14 protein-coding genes are annotated in these 18,086 nt (G+C 38.2%); 12 read left to right on the top strand and 2 right to left on the bottom strand.

All coding sequences use genetic code 11. The annotated features are described in order from the left end of the window. The first annotated feature begins 296 nt into the window (after positions 1-296). From HX129_RS14090 to HX129_RS14080, 3 genes are read left to right on the top strand one after another with little or no spacing between them, the layout of a single operon-like run. Positions 297-1,253 (top strand): metal-dependent hydrolase, encoded by a 957-nt coding sequence (locus HX129_RS14090; protein WP_130074639.1) that lies wholly within the window; start codon positions 297-299, stop codon positions 1,251-1,253. A 25-nt stretch (positions 1,254-1,278) separates the two neighbouring features. Then, a complete protein-coding gene (locus HX129_RS14085) occupies positions 1,279-2,124 on the top strand; it encodes an SDR family NAD(P)-dependent oxidoreductase (RefSeq protein ID WP_130074640.1) in 846 nt (281 codons plus the stop codon). 22 nt (positions 2,125-2,146) lie between these two features. Continuing rightward, positions 2,147-3,907 (top strand): flavin-containing monooxygenase, encoded by a 1,761-nt coding sequence (locus HX129_RS14080; protein WP_286434943.1) that lies wholly within the window; start codon positions 2,147-2,149, stop codon positions 3,905-3,907. 21 nt (positions 3,908-3,928) lie between these two features. Here HX129_RS14080 and HX129_RS14075 read toward each other — a convergent pair whose 3' ends face one another. Continuing rightward, the gene (locus HX129_RS14075) at positions 3,929-4,594 is read right to left on the bottom strand and encodes a DUF2306 domain-containing protein (RefSeq protein WP_286434944.1); all 666 of its coding nucleotides are present in this window, start codon (positions 4,592-4,594) and stop codon (positions 3,929-3,931) included. 162 nt (positions 4,595-4,756) lie between these two features. Between HX129_RS14075 and HX129_RS14070 the strand changes: the two genes are divergently transcribed. Next, positions 4,757-5,422 (top strand): YARHG domain-containing protein, encoded by a 666-nt coding sequence (locus HX129_RS14070; RefSeq protein WP_286434946.1) that lies wholly within the window; start codon positions 4,757-4,759, stop codon positions 5,420-5,422. Between the two features lie 115 nt (positions 5,423-5,537). After that, positions 5,538-6,179, top strand: coding sequence for a hypothetical protein (locus HX129_RS14065; RefSeq protein WP_130074643.1), 642 nt, complete (start codon positions 5,538-5,540; stop codon positions 6,177-6,179). Between the two features lie 60 nt (positions 6,180-6,239). On the opposite strand, the gene gltA is transcribed toward HX129_RS14065, so the two are convergent. Further along, a complete protein-coding gene (gene gltA, locus HX129_RS14060) occupies positions 6,240-7,514 on the bottom strand; it encodes a citrate synthase (protein WP_130074644.1) in 1,275 nt (424 codons plus the stop codon). A 1,047-nt stretch (positions 7,515-8,561) separates the two neighbouring features. On the opposite strand from gltA, the gene sdhC reads away from it, so the two are divergent. The 7 genes from sdhC (at position 8,562) to lpdA (ending at position 18,085) form a co-directional block, all read left to right on the top strand. Next, positions 8,562-8,960 carry a succinate dehydrogenase, cytochrome b556 subunit gene (sdhC, locus tag HX129_RS14055; protein ID WP_130074645.1) on the top strand — a complete coding sequence of 133 codons (399 nt, stop codon included), beginning with the start codon at positions 8,562-8,564 and terminating at the stop codon, positions 8,958-8,960. Continuing rightward, complete coding sequence (gene sdhD / locus HX129_RS14050; protein ID WP_130074646.1) at positions 8,960-9,325, top strand: succinate dehydrogenase, hydrophobic membrane anchor protein; 366 nt, start codon at positions 8,960-8,962, stop codon at positions 9,323-9,325. The genes sdhC and sdhD overlap by 1 nt, the downstream gene beginning before the upstream one ends. A gap of 12 nt (positions 9,326-9,337) precedes the next feature. Then, positions 9,338-11,236, top strand: a complete 1,899-nt coding sequence (gene sdhA / locus HX129_RS14045) for a succinate dehydrogenase flavoprotein subunit (protein WP_130074647.1) — start codon at positions 9,338-9,340, stop codon at positions 11,234-11,236. A 14-nt stretch (positions 11,237-11,250) separates the two neighbouring features. Beyond that, positions 11,251-11,961, top strand: a complete 711-nt coding sequence (locus tag HX129_RS14040; protein ID WP_130074648.1) for a succinate dehydrogenase iron-sulfur subunit — start codon at positions 11,251-11,253, stop codon at positions 11,959-11,961. A gap of 578 nt (positions 11,962-12,539) precedes the next feature. After that, positions 12,540-15,377, top strand: coding sequence for a 2-oxoglutarate dehydrogenase E1 component (locus tag HX129_RS14035; protein WP_130074649.1), 2,838 nt, complete (start codon positions 12,540-12,542; stop codon positions 15,375-15,377). Beyond that, entirely contained in the window at positions 15,377-16,591 is a 1,215-nt protein-coding gene (gene odhB / locus HX129_RS14030) for a 2-oxoglutarate dehydrogenase complex dihydrolipoyllysine-residue succinyltransferase (RefSeq protein ID WP_130074650.1), read from the top strand. The genes HX129_RS14035 and odhB overlap by 1 nt, the downstream gene beginning before the upstream one ends. Before the next feature lie 60 nt (positions 16,592-16,651). After that, positions 16,652-18,085 carry a dihydrolipoyl dehydrogenase gene (gene lpdA, locus HX129_RS14025; protein WP_130074651.1) on the top strand — a complete coding sequence of 478 codons (1,434 nt, stop codon included), beginning with the start codon at positions 16,652-16,654 and terminating at the stop codon, positions 18,083-18,085. Position 18,086 lies beyond the last annotated feature (1 nt).

Raw genomic sequence — 18,086 nt, 5'->3', positions numbered from 1 at the left:
TAAATACTAGGGATTATCAAGCTAACGACGTGTTATCAATAAAAAAATAAGCACACATTCTCAGTTTAAAAATATCCTTAGAGGTCAAAATTTGTTAATAGGTGTTATTTCTAAAAAAATTGTCTGACAAAATTTAATAAAGTCACAAAATGCAAATTGAATGACCTGAAATGCTAATAGCGTTTGATAAATCTTAGCGTAATTTTTCATGCATTAAATCGAGTTTTTACTCCAAACATGAGCAAGGCTTCACATAAAGCTGTGCTTATATTAATCCAATAAAAGAGTATATCGCCATGTTATTCGCTAATCCGGTTAAGTCTATATTTTCAAAGGTATTTACAGGTTCTCCATTTGACTTGGAAAAACAAACACCTATTATTCCAATTCGTCATATGAAATTTGATTTTGAGCCGCAGAAACTTGATCCAAAATTTTTTATGGATGCAGAGTTAGCGAGTGCATATTTTGCTTCATTATCAATCTTTTTGACTTATGGTGAAGATTTGGTGATTGATACTGCACGTTATCATCGTGACTTTATTCAAGACCCTTTACTGAAGCAGCGTGTTACCTCATTAATTGGTCAAGAAGCTATTCATTCTAAAATGCATGAGGAAATGAATGATGCATATATGGAAATTGATCTACCTGTAAAATTCTTTCGTTTTTTAGCGAGTAAAGTTTTTGATTATGGTTTTAATCGTTTACCTCAGCCTATGAAATTATCTTTAATGGCAGGTATTGAACATTTCACTGCTGTTTTAGCTGAGTATATGATGAACCATGAAGAAATTTTCTTCCGTTCTCATGATGAAAAACAACGTGCCATTTGGATGTGGCATATGTTAGAAGAATCTGAGCATAAAGATATTGCATTTGATGTTTTCCAAACATTATCAAATAATTATTGGTTACGTATTGCAGGTTTTTTCCCTGCATTAATTACCATTTTGGTATTAATTTCTGTCGCTTCAACCATTGTGCCTTTTTATCGTAAACCGTCTAATTTAATTAGTTGGAGTTATTGGAAAGATATTCCACACAGCTTTAGTTTAATTTTTGGTTTAAAAGATGGTGTTTATGGTAGTACAGTGAAACATATTTTTGATTACTTACGCCCAGATTTTCATCCAAATGACCATGATACAACCGAGTTCTTAGAATATTACAAAGACACTTTATTGAACCCTGAAACAGGTGTGTTAGCACCATATTTTGTTAAAGAATTTATTCCTGCATTACGTAATTAAGTTCATCAAGGATTGGAGAAAATATATGGGAATTTTCTTTAAAACAAAAAAGCCATCACAGAACTCCTATGCTGTCGTGACGGGTGCAGGCAGTGGTATTGGACGTAGTTTTGCTATGGAATTGGCAAAACGCGGTGGAACGATTGTTTGTGCAGATATTAATCTGGATGCTGCACAAGAAACAGTACATTTAATTGCAAGCCAAACTTCAGGTCAAGCATTTGCTGTGCAATGTGATGTGACAGATCAGACACAAGTTAAAGCATTGTCTGAAAATGCTGAAAAGTTAATGAATCATGCAGTCACTTTAGTCATCAACAATGCCGGTGTAGGGTTGGGAGGCAAATTTGATGAGGTTTCACTTGAGGATTGGCAGTGGTGTGTCAATATTAATCTTTGGGGCGTGATTTATGGTTGTCACTATTTTGTCCCTAAGTTTAAACAACAAGGTTATGGTGCAATTATTAATGTGGCTTCAGCAGCAGGTTATACAGCAGCACCTGAAATGACTGCATATAACGTAACGAAATCAAGTGTGTTAGCACTTTCTGAAACGTTATCAGCTGAGCTACGTAAAGATAAAATCAGTGTTAATGTGCTGTGTCCAACATTGGTGCCGACCAATATTATGAAGAATGGTCGTTTGCCAAAACAGTATGCAGGTGTTGCAGATGATTTGTTAACCAATCATGCATTTACAACGAGTGATAAAGTGGCACAGAAAACACTTGATAATCTTGATGCAGGCAAGCTTTATACCATTCCCCAACCAGATGCAAAACTCTTCTGGCTCATGAAGCGTGCATCCCCAAGTTTATATGCAAAAATGCTGGGTATTGGATACCCAATTTTTAATCGATATTTTAAGTAATCTAAAGTTTGAGTAAAGAAAAATGACAACAGAAACATCAGTAGACACTTTATCTGAAGAAAATACGACTGAGAAAAAGTTGAAACAGACCACCGTTGAAGATGTGAAAAAAGTGACACAACCTGAAGTGGTAAAAGCGGATCACACAGTTGCAAAGGTTGAACTACAAGAAAAAGCTGTAGAGAAAGATGTAGTAAAAGCAGAAGTGAAAGTAGACACTCAAGCTGAGCCCAAAGTTGCAGCAAAAGCGATTGAGAAAACACCAAGCAGTGAACAAAAATCAGCAAAAACAGTTGAACAAAAAGCAACTGCACCTAAAAAATCTGAACCAGTACGTGTCTTTGATACGATCGTAGTGGGCGCTGGGATTTCAGGTATTGCTGCTGCATATAAAATGAATCAGGCGGGTTATACCGATTACATCGTACTAGAAAAAGCAGATCGTGTCGGTGGAACTTGGCGCGATAATAATTATCCAGGCTGTGGCTGTGATGTGCCATCTGCATTGTATTCATTTTCTTTTTCACCAAGCCATAAATGGAGTCATTTATTTGCGAAGCAACCAGAAATTCTCAGTTATTTAGAGGAGGTTGTAGAAAAGCATAATTTGGGTGGGAAAATTGAATTTGGTAATGAGTTACTGAGTGCTCAATGGGATGAAGGGCAACAGGTTTGGAATTTAGAAACTTCAAAAGGGAAGTTTCAATCGAAAACAGTCATTTTTACAACAGGTCCAATTACTGAACCATCTATGCCAAAAGTGAAGGGCATTGAAGGCTTTAAAGGTAAAATGTTCCATTCTGCACGTTGGGATCATAATTATGATCTCAAAGGTAAACGTGTAGCTGTGATTGGTACAGGTGCATCAGCGATTCAATTTATTCCGCAAGTACAACCATTAGCAAAAGAACTATTTGTATTTCAACGTACTGCACCTTGGGTTTTACCAAAAGCTGATCGTGAATTAGGAGATACCGCAAAGGGTATTGTGAGCCGTTTCCCTGTTATTCAACAAACTTGGCGTAATAGTATTGCACAAATTTTGAATGGTATTAATTTTGGTTTACGCCATCCAAAAATTTTAAAACCTGTTAATTTTTTAAGTAAGCAATTGCTTAAATTACAAATTCAAGATGAAAAATTACGTCAAGATGTAACTCCAAACTTTGATATTGGTTGTAAGCGTTTATTGTTTGCTAACAATTATTATCCTGCTTTACAACAAGATAATGTGAACTTAATTCCACATGGTTTAGTTGAAATTGATGGTAATACGGTGATTGCTGCCAATGGTGAACGTCATGAAGTTGATGTGATTATTTGGGGAACAGGTTTTGAAGTTTCTCATCCCCCTATTGGGCAGCGTGTAAGGAACTCTGATGGTGTATTGTTATCTGAGTTGTGGAAAGACAGTTCTCCGGAAGCTTATTTGGGTACAAGTATTGAAAAAGTGCCTAATGCATTCTTGGTCTTGGGTCCAAATATTTTAGTGTATGACTCTTTCATTGGTATTGCAGAAGCGCAACTTGATTATATTATCAGTGGCTTATTAAAAATGCGTGACCAGAAAATTAAACGTCTTGAAATTAAGAAAAATGTTGTGCGTTATCATAATTTAAAAGTGCAAAAAAATCTGAAAACGACTGTATTTAATGCAGGTGGTTGTAAGTCTTATTATTTAGATCAAAATGGTCGTAACTTTGCAGCTTGGCCATGGTCATTGCAAGAGTTAAAAAACCAGTTAAAAGATTTAGATTTGAAGCATTACCATACAGCATCATAATTTATTTAAAAAATTTTAGCCCTAACTTAGTTTAGGGCTTTTATTTTTGTTTAATCTAAAAATAATGATTTCAGCAATCAAAAGATTAACTGTCCAACCTAACCATGCTTCAAGTTGGTAAATATGAAGTGGTGTAAGCCAGTCAAAATAGGGTTGTAGGTGATATAAAGCGATTTTCCAAGTTCTTAAACTTAAGGCTGAAAGTCCTAAGGCAAAACTGCGAATCATCCAATTGCGGTGAGCTTTCCATTGTTTTTGAAAAATTTTATACAGAGCAATACAGGTAGTTACTCCCCATAAAATACTGAGGAGGATAAAGCATAGCTGTGTTTGCCAACCTCCTGCGGCTGAAAATGCCATAATAAAGCCGCTAGGTAAGGCAAAGGCTAAGACACTTATGATGTAAAGCCAACCACTATAACGATGGATTTTGGGGAGTTTTTGTCTAATTTGACTCGAAAATTGAGTGAAGCCAGCGATTAAAATTAATGAACTGACAATGACATGAGCTTGGAAGGCAAAGCGCCAAGGTTGCGTGTGAATGACGTCTTGTTTTAAGGCTAGAAAATTAGTGTCATTTTGCCAAGGAAAATACTGTAGGCAAATTTTGACCATGAGTATACCCAAATATAAATAAATCATCAGTATAAAAATTAAGATGACTTGGTTGAATTGTATTTTTTTCATGGTTGTATTCTGCATGATTTATGCACGATTAATACGAGTAAAATAGCGGTGAAATGGTCGCTAAATATCTTGATAAATTTTTACGTTTTCAATCTTAAAAAATTTTAAAGTTGCATTAAAATTATAGTGTAAATTTATATAAATACATACATAGGTATAACAATGAAAAAGCAATTATTTATGTTTTGCTTGCCTTTATTTGCGATGCAATCAAGTTTTGCATTGAATATACAACAGCTTAAAACATCTTGGTCAGGTATTTATGATGGGCAAAAAATAGGAGTGTTTATTGAGTCAATTGATGGTAATCAGGTCAAGGGCTACAGCATTTTAGGTAAAAATAAGCAGAATTTTTCAGGAAAAGTTCAAGCAACTTCACAAGGTTATAAAATCACGGCGGTTGAAAGTGGTCCTAAGGCAAGTAGTGGTACATTTATATTTTTAGTCAATGTAAATCAGCCTAAAACATTACAATCGAGTTGGGAATCTACAACCGCTAAAGTAAAACCTAAATATTTTGAATTAAAACCACAACAGTGTCGTTATGCAAAAAATGAAGGTTCATTTGCAGAGGCTTCAAATCGTTTACTTAAAGATGCTGATTTACAACTTCCACCTGATGAGCTTGATTATATGCGTAATAGTATTTATGCACGTCATGGTTATTCATTTGCCAATAAAGAAATAGCAAATGCTTTTAGTGAAGCAGATTGGTATATGCCATGTAGCACTAATGTTGAAAATCAGCTTACAGAAATTGAAAAGACCAATATTCAACGAATTAAAAAAGTTCGTCCTTATATGGAAAAGATGGAGTGGGGGCGCTAATAAAACTGAAATTGGGAAGGGACTTTTAATATTAATCTTTCGATCCATCAGTGATTATTTTGGTTTTTGCAAAAAGTCTATTGTGCTATTGATTTGAAATAGAGAAAGCAAACTTATGATGAAAAAAAGTATTTGTTTGATGGTTGGCATGTTTGTATGTTCTACAGGCTTTGCAGCAGCGCTTACAGCAAAAGACATTATCTCAACAATAACGAATCTAGATGATTCTTATGCGACACCCAAAAATGCAATTGATATTAATAAGACACAGGCTGTACGACTAAAATCAGGAGAAGTCGCCTATTTGTCTGGTGTAGAATTTGAAGATGCAGGACGCAACTTTTGGGGTGGTTATATTTTAACTCGACCAAAGTTAAAGCAGTCACAAATTCTTGAATATGGCGGGCAAGCCAATAGCTTTAAAATCTATAATGCTCAAGCTAAAACCCAGCCGATTCAACTTGTGCAATTGACCTCTGCAAGTTCTGGTCAGGGTGAAGTATCTAGTCGAGATGACTTAGTTTATTTTGATGGGTGGAAAGCTTATGTGGTAGCGACAGCTGAATCGTCAAGTTATCCAGGGCGTTATAGTGAAAAGCTAGGTGAGGAAGATTGTAAAACTGGCGAGAATATTGAAAGTACATTAAAGCTAGTGGCTGATGCAGATTATGTATTAAGAACCACTAAGACATCGAATGCGTGTAAAGGCGCTAAAGTCACCATAAAAGAAGATAAAATACCTTTTAAAATACGCTAAATTGAAGTGATAAAAAAACCACCAAAAGGTGGTTTTTTTATGGTCAAAACGTATAACGAATTAACGTTTGATATCGCGTTGAACTTCGCCAGTATAAAGCTGACGAGGACGACCAATTTTGTAAGGTGCGCTGTGCATTTCTAACCAGTGGCTGATCCAACCAACAGTACGTGCAAGAGCGAAGATTACAGTAAACATTTCTGTTGGGATACCAATCGCTTTAAGGATGATACCTGAGTAGAAGTCTACGTTAGGGTATAAGTTACGTTTGATGAAGTATTCATCAGAAAGTGCAATACGTTCAAGTTCCATCGCAAGTGCTAATTGTGGATCATTGATACCAAGAGCGCTTAGAACTTCGTCACAAGTCTCTTTCATTACTTTCGCACGTGGATCGAAGTTTTTGTAAACTCGGTGACCGAAGCCCATAAGTTTAACTTCTTTAGTTTTCACTTTTTCCATGAAGTCAGCAACGTTTTCTACAGAGCCGATTTCATCAAGCATCTTAAGAACAGCTTCGTTTGCACCACCGTGAGCAGGTCCCCAAAGTGCAGAGATACCAGCAGCAATACATGCGTAAGGATTTGCACCAGTAGAACCCGCTAAACGTACTGTAGAAGTAGACGCATTTTGTTCATGGTCAGCATGAAGTGTAAAGATACGATCCATTGCTTTAGCAAGGATAGGGTCTACTTTGTAATCTTTATCAGCAGGTGTAGCAAACATCATGTATAAGAAGTTTTCAGCGTAACTTAAATCGTTACGTGGATACATGAATGGTTGACCTACTGTATATTTGTAACTCCAAGCTGCAAGTGTAGGAATTTTTGCAATTAAACGGATTGCAGTGATTTCACGATGATTAACATCTTCAACATCGAAACCGTTGTGATAGAACGCAGAAAGCGCACCCACAACACCAACCATGATTGCCATAGGGTGAGCATCACGACGGAAACCGTTATAAAAGCGGCTAACTTGATCGTGAACCATAGTGTGGTTACGAACTTTTGCTTCAAATTCAGCTTTTTGTTCTGCTGTAGGAAGCTCACCGCTTAATAATAAATAACAAGTTTCTAAGTAAGATGCTTGAGTTGCAAGTTGGTCAATTGGGTAACCACGGTGTAAAAGAACACCTTTACCACCATCGATGAATGTGATTTTTGATTCACATGCAGCAGTTGCCATAAAACCAGGATCAAAAGTAAAGTGACCTGCGGCCAATACATCTTTAACGTCGATTACATCTGGGCCCAATGTACCACTGTAAATTGGTAATTCAATTTCTTTGCCATCAAGTTGTAAAACGGCTTTTTTGCCAGTTGCTGCAGACATTCAATTGATCTCCTGTCCTGGTGAATGTTTTATCTAACTTGTGATTGTTATTCATTACCAAACAAGTTAGACAGATCAAAAATTGCTATTAGCTTAGTGAGTACTGAAATTTTGTCAATTATACTTATGGATAAAAAGTGACATAAGCACAGTAGCTTAGTCATACAATTTCATTCAAATATTTTCAAATAAACTTGCAGTATCGGCTCAGTATAATAAGACAAATTCTCGAATTGGTGCATAAAAATAATTATTGTTGCTAGACAAAAAAAGCATTTAAAGCCCAAATTTGTTGAAATTTTAAATATTGTGGTGAAAGTGGGAAAAATTTAAAACCATCTAATAATCATAACTTACAAATAATAAAAAATGAAGATGAGTAAAAAATAAGCGTAAAAATAGCAGAAATATTTTTTTTCATTTTAAATATTGATTGACTAAAAAATGGTAAAAAAAAGATTTTAATTGAATGAAAAATAATCTTTGGGTTGAATTTTGAGCTAAAAATTGCTGTTAAAATAGGCAAATATATTTATTTAGCAGTGTTTATTTGATTTATTCACAAACTAAGTGCTTATTTCTAATGATAAACTATGAAGTCAAATCACTTCTTTGTGATGATAGGTATTTATTAAAAAAATAATTATCAAACTTTAATATATCAATACCATTATTTTAAATAAAATAGAAAATGATTATAAGTGATGATTTTTGAATCGAAAAATAGTCTAGGTAAAGTGTTGTGCTTTAGTCTTAATTTCAAGTAATTAAAAAAAGCGGATGGGGTTTTAAATATTATTTTAAAAAATAATAACATAGCTTAATAAGGGGGATTAAGTATTGTGGAATAAGTGTTTAATTTTATGTAAATGATTCTTATTTAGGGTTATTTTTATGAAAAAGCTAAATTGCATCGTTTGTATTTTGACAGTGCACGATTTATAATTCGGTGTCGTTTAAAAAGTTTAGGCAATTTGCTTGCCTAATAATGCCAGCTTTCCTTCGAATTAATTCCAACAAACTCCGGATGGAGTTTTTACTTACAGGATGCCCGCTGTGAAAAGCAACAGACCTGTCAATTTGTCCATGGGTCAAGTTTTAGATGTAAACTTAAAATCCCCTGTGGCTATTGCATCAATTCTACACCGTCTTTCTGGTGTCATCGTATTTTTACTCGTACCGGTACTATTGTGGCTTTTAGACAAATCATTGTCTTCGCCTGAAGGTTTTGCGCAAGTGCAAGCAATCTTTGGCGGCTTTATCGTACGTTTTGTTGTATGGGTGTTTGTAGCCGGCTTATTATTCCATTTGATTATGGGTATTAAGCACTTACTTGCTGACCTCGGTTTTGCTGAAGAACTGCAAAGTGGTCGTGTTGCAGCTACAATTGCATTAATTTTGGCTGCGATTTCAATCATCGCATCATTTGTATGGATTGTTCTCTAATGAAAAGTGCTACAGGTTTAACGGGTTCAGGTTCTCGTGATTGGTATATCCAACGTGTGAGTGCTGTTGTTCTAGCTGTTTATACTGTTGTTGTGCTTGGTTGGATTCTTTGCAATGGCGGATTTGACTACGAACAATGGAAAGGCTTCATGATGACACTTCCAATGAAGATTTTATCTTTATTGGCTGTTTTCTCGCTTGTTGTACACGCTTGGATTGGTATGTGGCAAGTATTCACTGACTATGTGACTACGCGTCAAATGGGTCCTTCAGCTTCAGGTTTACGCATCGTGTTAACATCAGCAGTGATTATTGCTGTAATTGCATATGCAATCTGGGCAATCCAGATTTTTTGGGCGAATTGATAGGAAGATGTCATGGGCGCTATAACCCCTAAAGAAGATTACACAAATATTCCACATCAAACATTCGATGCAGTGATTGTTGGTGGTGGTGGTTCAGGTATGCGTGCATCTTACCAACTTGCTCAAGCTGGTTTGAATGTTGCGGTACTGACTAAAGTATTCCCAACACGTTCGCATACGGTTGCAGCACAAGGTGGTATTGGTGCATCTCTTGGTAATATGCAAGAAGATAATTGGCACTACCACTTCTATGATACGGTTAAAGGTTCAGACTGGTTAGGTGACCAAGACGCGATCGAGTTTATGACGCGTGAAGCACCTCAAGTTGTTTATGAACTTGAGCATCTAGGTATGCCATTTGACCGTAATGCTGACGGTACAATCTATCAACGTCCGTTTGGTGGTCACGCAGCGAACTATGGTGAAAAGCCAGTTCCACGTGCATGTGCTGCTGCTGACCGTACAGGTCACGCGCTCCTTCATACGCTTTATCAAAGCAACGTGAAAATGGGTACTCAATTCTTTGTTGAATGGATCGCACTTGATCTTATTCGTAATGAAGAAGGTGATGTCCTTGGTGTAACTGCGATTGACCAAGAAACAGGTAAAATTGCTGTATTCCAAGCAAAAGCAACATTGTTTGCTACTGGTGGTGCTGGTCGTGTTTACCGTGCATCTACAAACGCATATATCAATACTGGTGACGGTCTTGGTATGGCAGCTCGTGCAGGTATTCCATTGCAAGATATGGAATTTTGGCAATTCCACCCGACGGGTGTTGCAGGCGCAGGCGTATTGTTGACTGAAGGTTGTCGTGGTGAAGGTGCAATCCTTCGTAATAAAGACGGCGAACCGTTCATGGAACGTTATGCACCAACTTTAAAAGACTTGGCGCCACGTGACTTCGTATCACGTTCGATGGACCAAGAAATTAAAGAAGGTCGTGGTTGTGGTCCTAAAGGTGATTATATCCTTCTTGATATGACTCACTTAGGTGCGGACACAATTATGAAACGTTTACCATCTGTATTTGAGATTGGTAAAAAATTCGCAAACGTCGATATTACTAAAGAAGCGATTCCTGTAGTACCAACAATTCATTATCAAATGGGTGGTATTCCTACGAATATTCATGGTCAAGTGGTTGTTCCTGAAAGCCGTGAAACGACACCGCTTGAAGCGAATTATAATAAATCGACTGATGTATATTCACATAATGGTGGTGAGCGTAACTTCACTAAACCTGTAAAAGGTTTTTATGCAATTGGTGAGTGTTCTTGTGTGTCTGTACATGGTGCAAACCGTTTAGGTACGAACTCATTGCTTGACTTAGTTGTATTTGGTAAAGCGGCAGGTGAACACATCATCGACTACGTGACTAAACATCACGGCGATGAATATGCGCCATTGCCTACAACAGTGCTTCAAAATACTTTAAAACGTGTGAAACACCTTGATGAGTCAACTTCAGGTGAAAATGCACAAGAAGTTGCAGATGCAATCCGTGACATCGTTCAAGATCACGCAGGTGTATTCCGTACTCAAGCATTGCTTGACGAAGGTGTAAAACAAATCCTTGCGATTGAACCGCGTGTACGTAACATTCATTTGAAAGACAAATCTAAAGTATTTAACACTGCACGTATTGAAGCTTTAGAAGTTGAAAACTTGTATGAAGTTGCAAAAGCAACCTTGATTTCTGCTGCTGCACGTAAAGAATGTCGTGGTGCACATACGGTTGTAGATTATGAATTACCACCTGATCATGCAGATTACCCATATGGTCGTCGTGATGATGAGTGGATGAAACATACTTTATGGTTCTCTACAGATAATCATTTAGAGTACAAGCCTGTACGCTATAAGCCATTACTTGTAGATCCAATTCCACCTAAACCACGTACATTCTAATTGGGAGAACTAAGATGAGTAGAGGTACTCGTACATTCGAAATCTACCGCTATGATCCTGATAAGGATAAAGCGCCGTATATGCAAACTTTTAAACTTGAATTGACAGACAAGCATCGTATGTTGCTTGATGCACTTCTTGCATTAAAAGTACAAGATGAATCATTAACATTCCGCCGCTCTTGCCGTGAAGGTATTTGTGGTTCGGATGGTGTGAATATCAATGGTAAAAATGGTCTTGCTTGTTTGTGGAACTTAAACGATTTACCTGAAAAAATCGTGATTCGTCCATTGCCAGGTTTGCCAGTGATTAAAGATTTAGTTGTGGATATGAATCAGTTCTACGATCAGTATGACAAAATTCAACCATTCCTGATTAACAATCAACCTGCGCCACCGAAAGAGCGTTTACAGTCTCCTGAAGAGCGTGAACACTTAGATGGACTGTATGAATGTATTCTTTGTGCATGTTGTTCAACTTCATGCCCATCATTCTGGTGGAATCCTGATAAATTCTTAGGTCCATCTGCATTGTTGAATGCATACCGTTTCATTATTGATTCACGTGACTCTGCAACACAGGAACGTTTGGCTCGTCTTGACGACCCATTCTCATTGTTCCGTTGTAAAGGGATTATGAACTGTGTATCAGTATGTCCTAAAGGTTTGAATCCAACAAAAGCAATCGGTCACATCCGTAGCATGTTGCTCGACCAAGCGGGTTAATATCCTAAAAATAAAAGAGCGCACCTCAAACTAAGGTGCGCTCTTTTTTTTATTTAAGCTGAAATAGTATTTTTATATGAATGGGTTGAATTTTTATATAAACAACTCCATATAGTAATAGATTATAATAGATATGTATTTCGCTATTTTATGAGTGGTATGTGTCAAAAAAATCAATTGAGGCTTAAGTTCATGTTAGGATTTAACAAATCTTTGTAAGTGGAAAAAATAGGTAAATATCGTACATTTTTTAACATAAGTGGGGCGCTGTTGAGTTTATAAAATAGAAATAGCTTATAAAATAAACCGCTTTAGAAAAAGTAAATCATTGTTTTGCTTTTTCTAAGTCGATTTGCAAAAAAATTGCTCAGCTGCGGTTGAGTATATAAGTGAGTGGTGATGCCATTGAGGGCGTTATGATTCATTGTCAGCATTAGTAAAATTCTAATGCCGTATAATGCCCTTTGGTCTTTGAGTAACGAAAGGGTGAGTGCCAATTTACCAGTTTGGCATGATCAATCTTGGGTTTGCTTAAAAAGCATCCTCTAATGTTTTTGCAATAGGAAATGGGTCCACAAATGCAAGAAGTTGCTGACGCACTGCGTCTTGACACTGAACTTTCCGCTGATAGTGCAGCGTATATTGAAGAGCTTTACGAGCAGTACCTGTCTTCTCCAACCTCAGTCGGTGAGGATTGGCAACAATATTTCGATAAATTCCCTAAAGGTGATCAGCCCCACGGTAACATTCGTGAGCAATTCTTATTATTAGGTCGTAACTCTAATCGTGTTCAACCTGTTGTACAAGGTGAAGTCAGTACTGAACATGAACGCCGCCAAATTGGCGTGTTGCAACTGATTGCTGCGTATCGTAATCGTGGACATCAAAAAGCAAAACTTGATCCTTTGGGTTTGGCAAAACGTGAAGACGTTCCAGATTTGGATCTTGCAGTGCATGGTTTAACCAAGTCAGATTTAGATACTGTATTTAATGCAGGTAATCTTGCGATTGGTAAAACTGAAGCAACTTTAGGTGAAATGGTTGAAGCGATGGAAGCAACATATTGTGCTTCTATTGGTGCAGAATATATGCACATTGTTGATACCAAAGAAAAGCGTTGGATTCAACAACGTCTTGAAGGTGCACGTGGTCAATTCGGTTTCTCTGCTGAACAAAAGAAACATGTTCTTGAGCGTTTAACTGCTGCTGAAGGTCTTGAAAAATACCTTGGTAATAAATACGTTGGTGCTAAACGTTTTGGTGTTGAAGGTGGTGAATCTTTCATTCCTATGGTCAATGAACTGATTCAACGTGCAGGTTCTGTAGGTTGTAAAGAAGTTGTTATTGGGATGCCACACCGTGGTCGTTTAAACCTTCTTGTCAATATCATGGGTAAAAATCCAGCTGACTTGTTTGGTGAGTTTGAAGGTAAGGCACTTAATAAAAAAGGTTCTGGTGACGTTAAATATCACCAAGGTTTCTCATCAAACGTCATGACTCCAGGTGGCGAAGTTCACTTGGCACTGGCATTTAACCCATCACACTTAGAAATCGTTGGACCTGTAGTTGAAGGTTCTGTACGCGCTCGTCAAGTACGTCGTAAAGACATCGGTGGTGATGATGTATTACCAATCATCGTTCACGGTGATGCTGCATTTGCAGGTCAAGGTGTCAACCAAGAAACCTTCCAAATGTCACAAACTCGTGGTTACACAGTGGGTGGTACGGTTCATATCGTTGTAAACAACCAAGTCGGTTTTACAACGTCTGATCCACGTGATGCGCGTTCTACAGAATACTGTACTGACATTGCAAAAATGATCCAAGCCCCGATCTTCCATGTGAATGGTGATGATCCTGAGTCTGTATTGTTTATTGCTCAATTAGCACATGATTTCCGTCATACATTCCGTAAAGACGTTGTAATCGATATGTTCTGTTATCGTCGTCGTGGTCATAACGAAGCGGATGAGCCAGCAGCAACACAACCAATGATGTATCAAGTGATCAATAAAAAAGCGACGACTCGTACGCTTTATGCAGATCAATTGGTACAAGAAAAAGTATTGGATCGTGCTGCAGCGGATGCGATGGTTGAACAATACCGTGCTGATCTAGAAGCAGGTAAACATGTTGCCAATGCACTTGTCTTAGAACCAAACAAAAAAATGTTTGTCGATTGGACGCCTTACCTAGGCCATGATTATACAGATGAATGGGATACACGTTTCCCGATCGAGCGTTTAAAAGAGCTTGGTCAAAAAATGCGTCAATTGCCTGAAGGCTTTGTGATGCAACGTCAAGTTCAAAAAGTCATTGATGATCGTTTGAAAATGCAAACAGGTGAAATGCCATTGAACTGGGGTGCTGCTGAAACTTTAGCTTATGCATCTTTACTTGATGATGGTTTCCTTGTGCGTTTAACAGGTGAAGATGTAGGTCGTGGTACATTCTCGCACCGTCATGCGAAACTGCATAATCAAGTAGATGGTTCGGTTTACATTCCACTTTGTCATATCAAAGAAAACCAACCACGTACTGCAATTTATGACTCATTATTGTCAGAATTAGCTGTACTTGCATTTGAATATGGTTATGCAACGACTTTGCCAAAAAGCTTAATCGTTTGGGAAGCGCAATTTGGTGACTTCGCAAACTGTGCGCAAATGGTGATTGACCAATTCATCGCTTCTGGTGAAACCAAATGGGAGCGTGTGTGTGGTTTAACCATGTTGCTTCCACACGGTTTTGAAGGTCAAGGTCCAGAGCATTCATCTGCACGTTTAGAACGTTATCTACAGCTTTGTGCTGAAGAAAATATGCAAGTGATCACACCGACTACACCTGCACAGATTTATCATGTTTTACGTCGTCAAGCGATTCGTCCTTTACGTAAACCATTGATCGTGATGTCACCTAAATCTTTACTTCGTCATAAACTTGCAACATCAACTTTAGATGAGCTTGCAAATGGTACTTTCCAAACTGTGATTGATGAAGTAGATAACATCAACAAAGCAGATGTAACACGTCTCGTATTGTGTGGTGGTAAGGTTTATTACGATTTACTTGAAAAACGTCGTGAACAAAATCTGAATATTGCAATTGTACGTGTAGAACAATTGTATCCATACCCAGAACAACGCATTGCTGAAGTTCTTGCAACTTATCCAAACATTAAAGAACTTGTTTGGTGTCAAGAAGAACCGAAAAACCAAGGCGCTTGGTTGTTCATTGCTCCTCGTTTATACGAAGGCGTAATCAACTCTGGTAAACAAATTCGTATTAGCTACGCAGGACGAGAGGCTTCAGCTGCACCTGCATGTGGCTCACCATACTTGCACGCAAAACAACAAGCTCAGCTCGTACTTGATGCACTTGCAATCGTAGCTGATCAATCAGGAGAATCTAAATAATGGCAACCGAAATTAAAGCACCGGTGTTCCCAGAGTCAGTTGCTGACGGAACAATTGCGACTTGGCATAAGCAACCAGGTGAAGCAGTATCACGTGATGAAGTGATTTGTGATATTGAAACGGATAAAGTTGTTTTAGAAGTTGTTGCTCCTGCCGATGGTTCTATTTCTGCAATCATCAAAAATGAAGGTGATACAGTTCTTTCAGCTGAAGTAATTGCAACGTTTGAAGAAGGTGCTGTTTCTGGTGCTGCGCAAACTCAAGCTGTGCAATCAGAAGAGAAAGTTGAGCAAGCTGCTGCACAAACTCAAGCAGGTAATGCGCCTGTGGTTGAGCGTGCACAAGTTGCTGACCAAGCACCTGCTGTACGTAAAGCATTGTCTGAAACAGGTATCGCTGCGTCTGACGTAGAAGGTACTGGTCGTGGTGGTCGCATCACTAAAGAAGATGTCGCAAATCATCAAGCTAAACCAGCTGCTGCTTCTGTAACACCATTAAGTGTTGCTGTAGGTGAGCGTATCGAAAAACGTGTTCCGATGACTCGTCTTCGTAAGCGTGTTGCTGAGCGTCTACTTGCTGCAACTCAGCAAACTGCAATGTTAACTACATTCAACGAAGTGAACATGAAGCCAATCATGGAAATGCGTGCTCAATATAAAGACGCATTTGAAAAACGTCACGGCGCACGTCTTGGCTTTATGTCTTTCTTTGTGAAAGCATGTACTGAAGCATTAAAACGCTATCCAGCTGTGAATGCATCTATCGATGGCGATGATATTGTTTATCACGGTTTCTATGACATCGGTGTGGCAGTGTCTTCTGATCGTGGTTTAGTGGTTCCTGTACTTCGTGATACAGACCGTATGAACTATGCTGAAGTTGAAAATGGTATCCGTGGATTTGCTGGTAAAGCACGTGATGGTAAACTTTCGATTGAAGATATGACGGGTGGTACTTTCACTATTACCAATGGTGGTACTTTCGGTTCATTACTTTCAACACCTATTTTGAACCAACCTCAAACTGCTATCTTGGGTATGCATAAAATCCAAGACCGTCCTATGGCAGTGAATGGTCAAGTTGAAATTCTTCCAATGATGTATTTAGCACTTTCTTATGACCATCGTTTAATTGATGGTAAAGAAGCTGTAGGTTTCCTTGTAACAGTAAAAGAGTTGCTTGAAGAGCCAGCTAAACTGATCCTTGACCTTTAATTCTTTAGAATAACAACACGAGCTTAGGGCGATCCTCTAAGCTCGTTTTTGGAGATAAGCATGTCTCAATTTGATTTAGTGGTAATCGGCGGTGGACCAGGTGGTTATGAAGCAGCGATTCGTGCTGCACAGCTTGGTTTCAAAGTTGCGTGTATCGAAAAACGTGTACACAAAGGTAAACCATCTTTAGGTGGTACTTGCTTAAACGTAGGTTGTATCCCTTCTAAAGCACTTTTAGATTCTTCACATCACTATGAAGACACACTTCATGGCTTAGATGTGCATGGGATTTCTGTTGAAAATGTTCAACTTGATCTTCAAAAGCTTCTTGCACGTAAAGACAAAGTTGTTGATAACTTAACGGGTGGTGTTGCTCAATTATTAAAAGGCAATGGCATCGAGTGGTTACAAGGGACTGGTAAATTACTTGCAGGTAAAAAAGTTGAATTTACACCATTAGATGGTGGTGAAGTTCAAGTTTTAGAACCTAAATTCGTCATTCTTGCGACGGGTTCTGTACCTGTAAATATTCCTGTAGCTAAAGTTGATGAAGACCTTATCGTAGATTCAACTGGCGCATTAGAATTCCAAGAAGTGCCTAAACGTTTGGGTGTAATTGGTGCAGGTGTAATCGGTCTTGAATTGGGTTCAGTATGGCGTCGTCTAGGTTCTGAAGTTGTTGTGTTTGAAGCATTAGATGCATTCTTACCAATGGCGGACAAAGCTTTAGCAAAAGACTACCAAAAACTGTTGACTAAACAAGGTTTAGACATCCGTGTAGGCGCTAAAGTTGCGGGTACGGAAATCAATGGTCGTGAAGTGACTGTTCAATATACTCAAGGCGGTGAAGACAAAACTCAAACTTTCGATAAATTGATTGTTTGTGTAGGTCGTAAAGCTTATGCTGAAGGTTTATTGGCTGAAGATTCAGGCATTAAATTGACTGAACGTGGCTTGGTTGAAGTCAATGATTGGTGTGCGACATCTGTAGATGGCGTATATGCAATTGGTGACTTGGTACGTGGTCCAATGCTTGCACATAAAGCAATGGAAGAAGGCGTAATGGCAGTTGAGCGTATGCACGGTCATGCTGCACAAGTAAACTATGACACCATCATTTCTGTGATTTATACACATCCAGAAGCGGCTTGGGTGGGTTTAACTGAAGAGCAAGCAGTTGCTAAAGGTCATGAAGTTAAAACTGGTCAATTCCCATTTGCAGTGAATGGTCGTGCTTTAGCAGCGAATGAATCTGCAGGTTTCGTGAAGTTTGTTGCAGATGCAAAAACTGACCGTTTATTGGGTATGCACATCATTGGTCCTGGTGCTTCAGACATCGTTCACCAAGGTATGATTGCGCTTGAGTTTGTATCTTCTGTGGAAGATTTACAATTAATGACATTTGGTCACCCAACGTACTCTGAAGTGGTACATGAAGCTGCACTTGCAGTGGATGGACGTGCGATTCACGCGATTCAGCGTAAACGTAAATAAT

It is taken from the genome of Acinetobacter sp. 251-1, assembly GCF_030329305.1.
Taxonomy (GTDB): Bacteria; Pseudomonadota; Gammaproteobacteria; order Pseudomonadales; family Moraxellaceae; genus Acinetobacter; species Acinetobacter piscicola_A.
This window is presented reverse-complemented; position numbering and strand designations above follow the sequence as displayed.

Coding starts and splice junctions, on each gene's coding strand:
- HX129_RS14070 (WP_286434946.1), top strand. CDS start 4,757: ATGAAAAAGCAATTATTTATGTTTTGCTTGCCTTTATTTGCGATGCAA.
- HX129_RS14080 (WP_286434943.1), top strand. CDS start 2,147: ATGACAACAGAAACATCAGTAGACACTTTATCTGAAGAAAATACGACT.
- HX129_RS14085 (WP_130074640.1), top strand. CDS start 1,279: ATGGGAATTTTCTTTAAAACAAAAAAGCCATCACAGAACTCCTATGCT.
- HX129_RS14065 (WP_130074643.1), top strand. CDS start 5,538: ATGATGAAAAAAAGTATTTGTTTGATGGTTGGCATGTTTGTATGTTCT.
- HX129_RS14075 (WP_286434944.1), bottom strand. CDS start 4,594: ATGAAAAAAATACAATTCAACCAAGTCATCTTAATTTTTATACTGATG.
- sdhC (WP_130074645.1), top strand. CDS start 8,562: ATGCCCGCTGTGAAAAGCAACAGACCTGTCAATTTGTCCATGGGTCAA.
- HX129_RS14090 (WP_130074639.1), top strand. CDS start 297: ATGTTATTCGCTAATCCGGTTAAGTCTATATTTTCAAAGGTATTTACA.
- sdhA (WP_130074647.1), top strand. CDS start 9,338: ATGGGCGCTATAACCCCTAAAGAAGATTACACAAATATTCCACATCAA.
- HX129_RS14035 (WP_130074649.1), top strand. CDS start 12,540: ATGCAAGAAGTTGCTGACGCACTGCGTCTTGACACTGAACTTTCCGCT.
- lpdA (WP_130074651.1), top strand. CDS start 16,652: ATGTCTCAATTTGATTTAGTGGTAATCGGCGGTGGACCAGGTGGTTAT.
- gltA (WP_130074644.1), bottom strand. CDS start 7,514: ATGTCTGCAGCAACTGGCAAAAAAGCCGTTTTACAACTTGATGGCAAA.
- sdhD (WP_130074646.1), top strand. CDS start 8,960: ATGAAAAGTGCTACAGGTTTAACGGGTTCAGGTTCTCGTGATTGGTAT.
- odhB (WP_130074650.1), top strand. CDS start 15,377: ATGGCAACCGAAATTAAAGCACCGGTGTTCCCAGAGTCAGTTGCTGAC.
- HX129_RS14040 (WP_130074648.1), top strand. CDS start 11,251: ATGAGTAGAGGTACTCGTACATTCGAAATCTACCGCTATGATCCTGAT.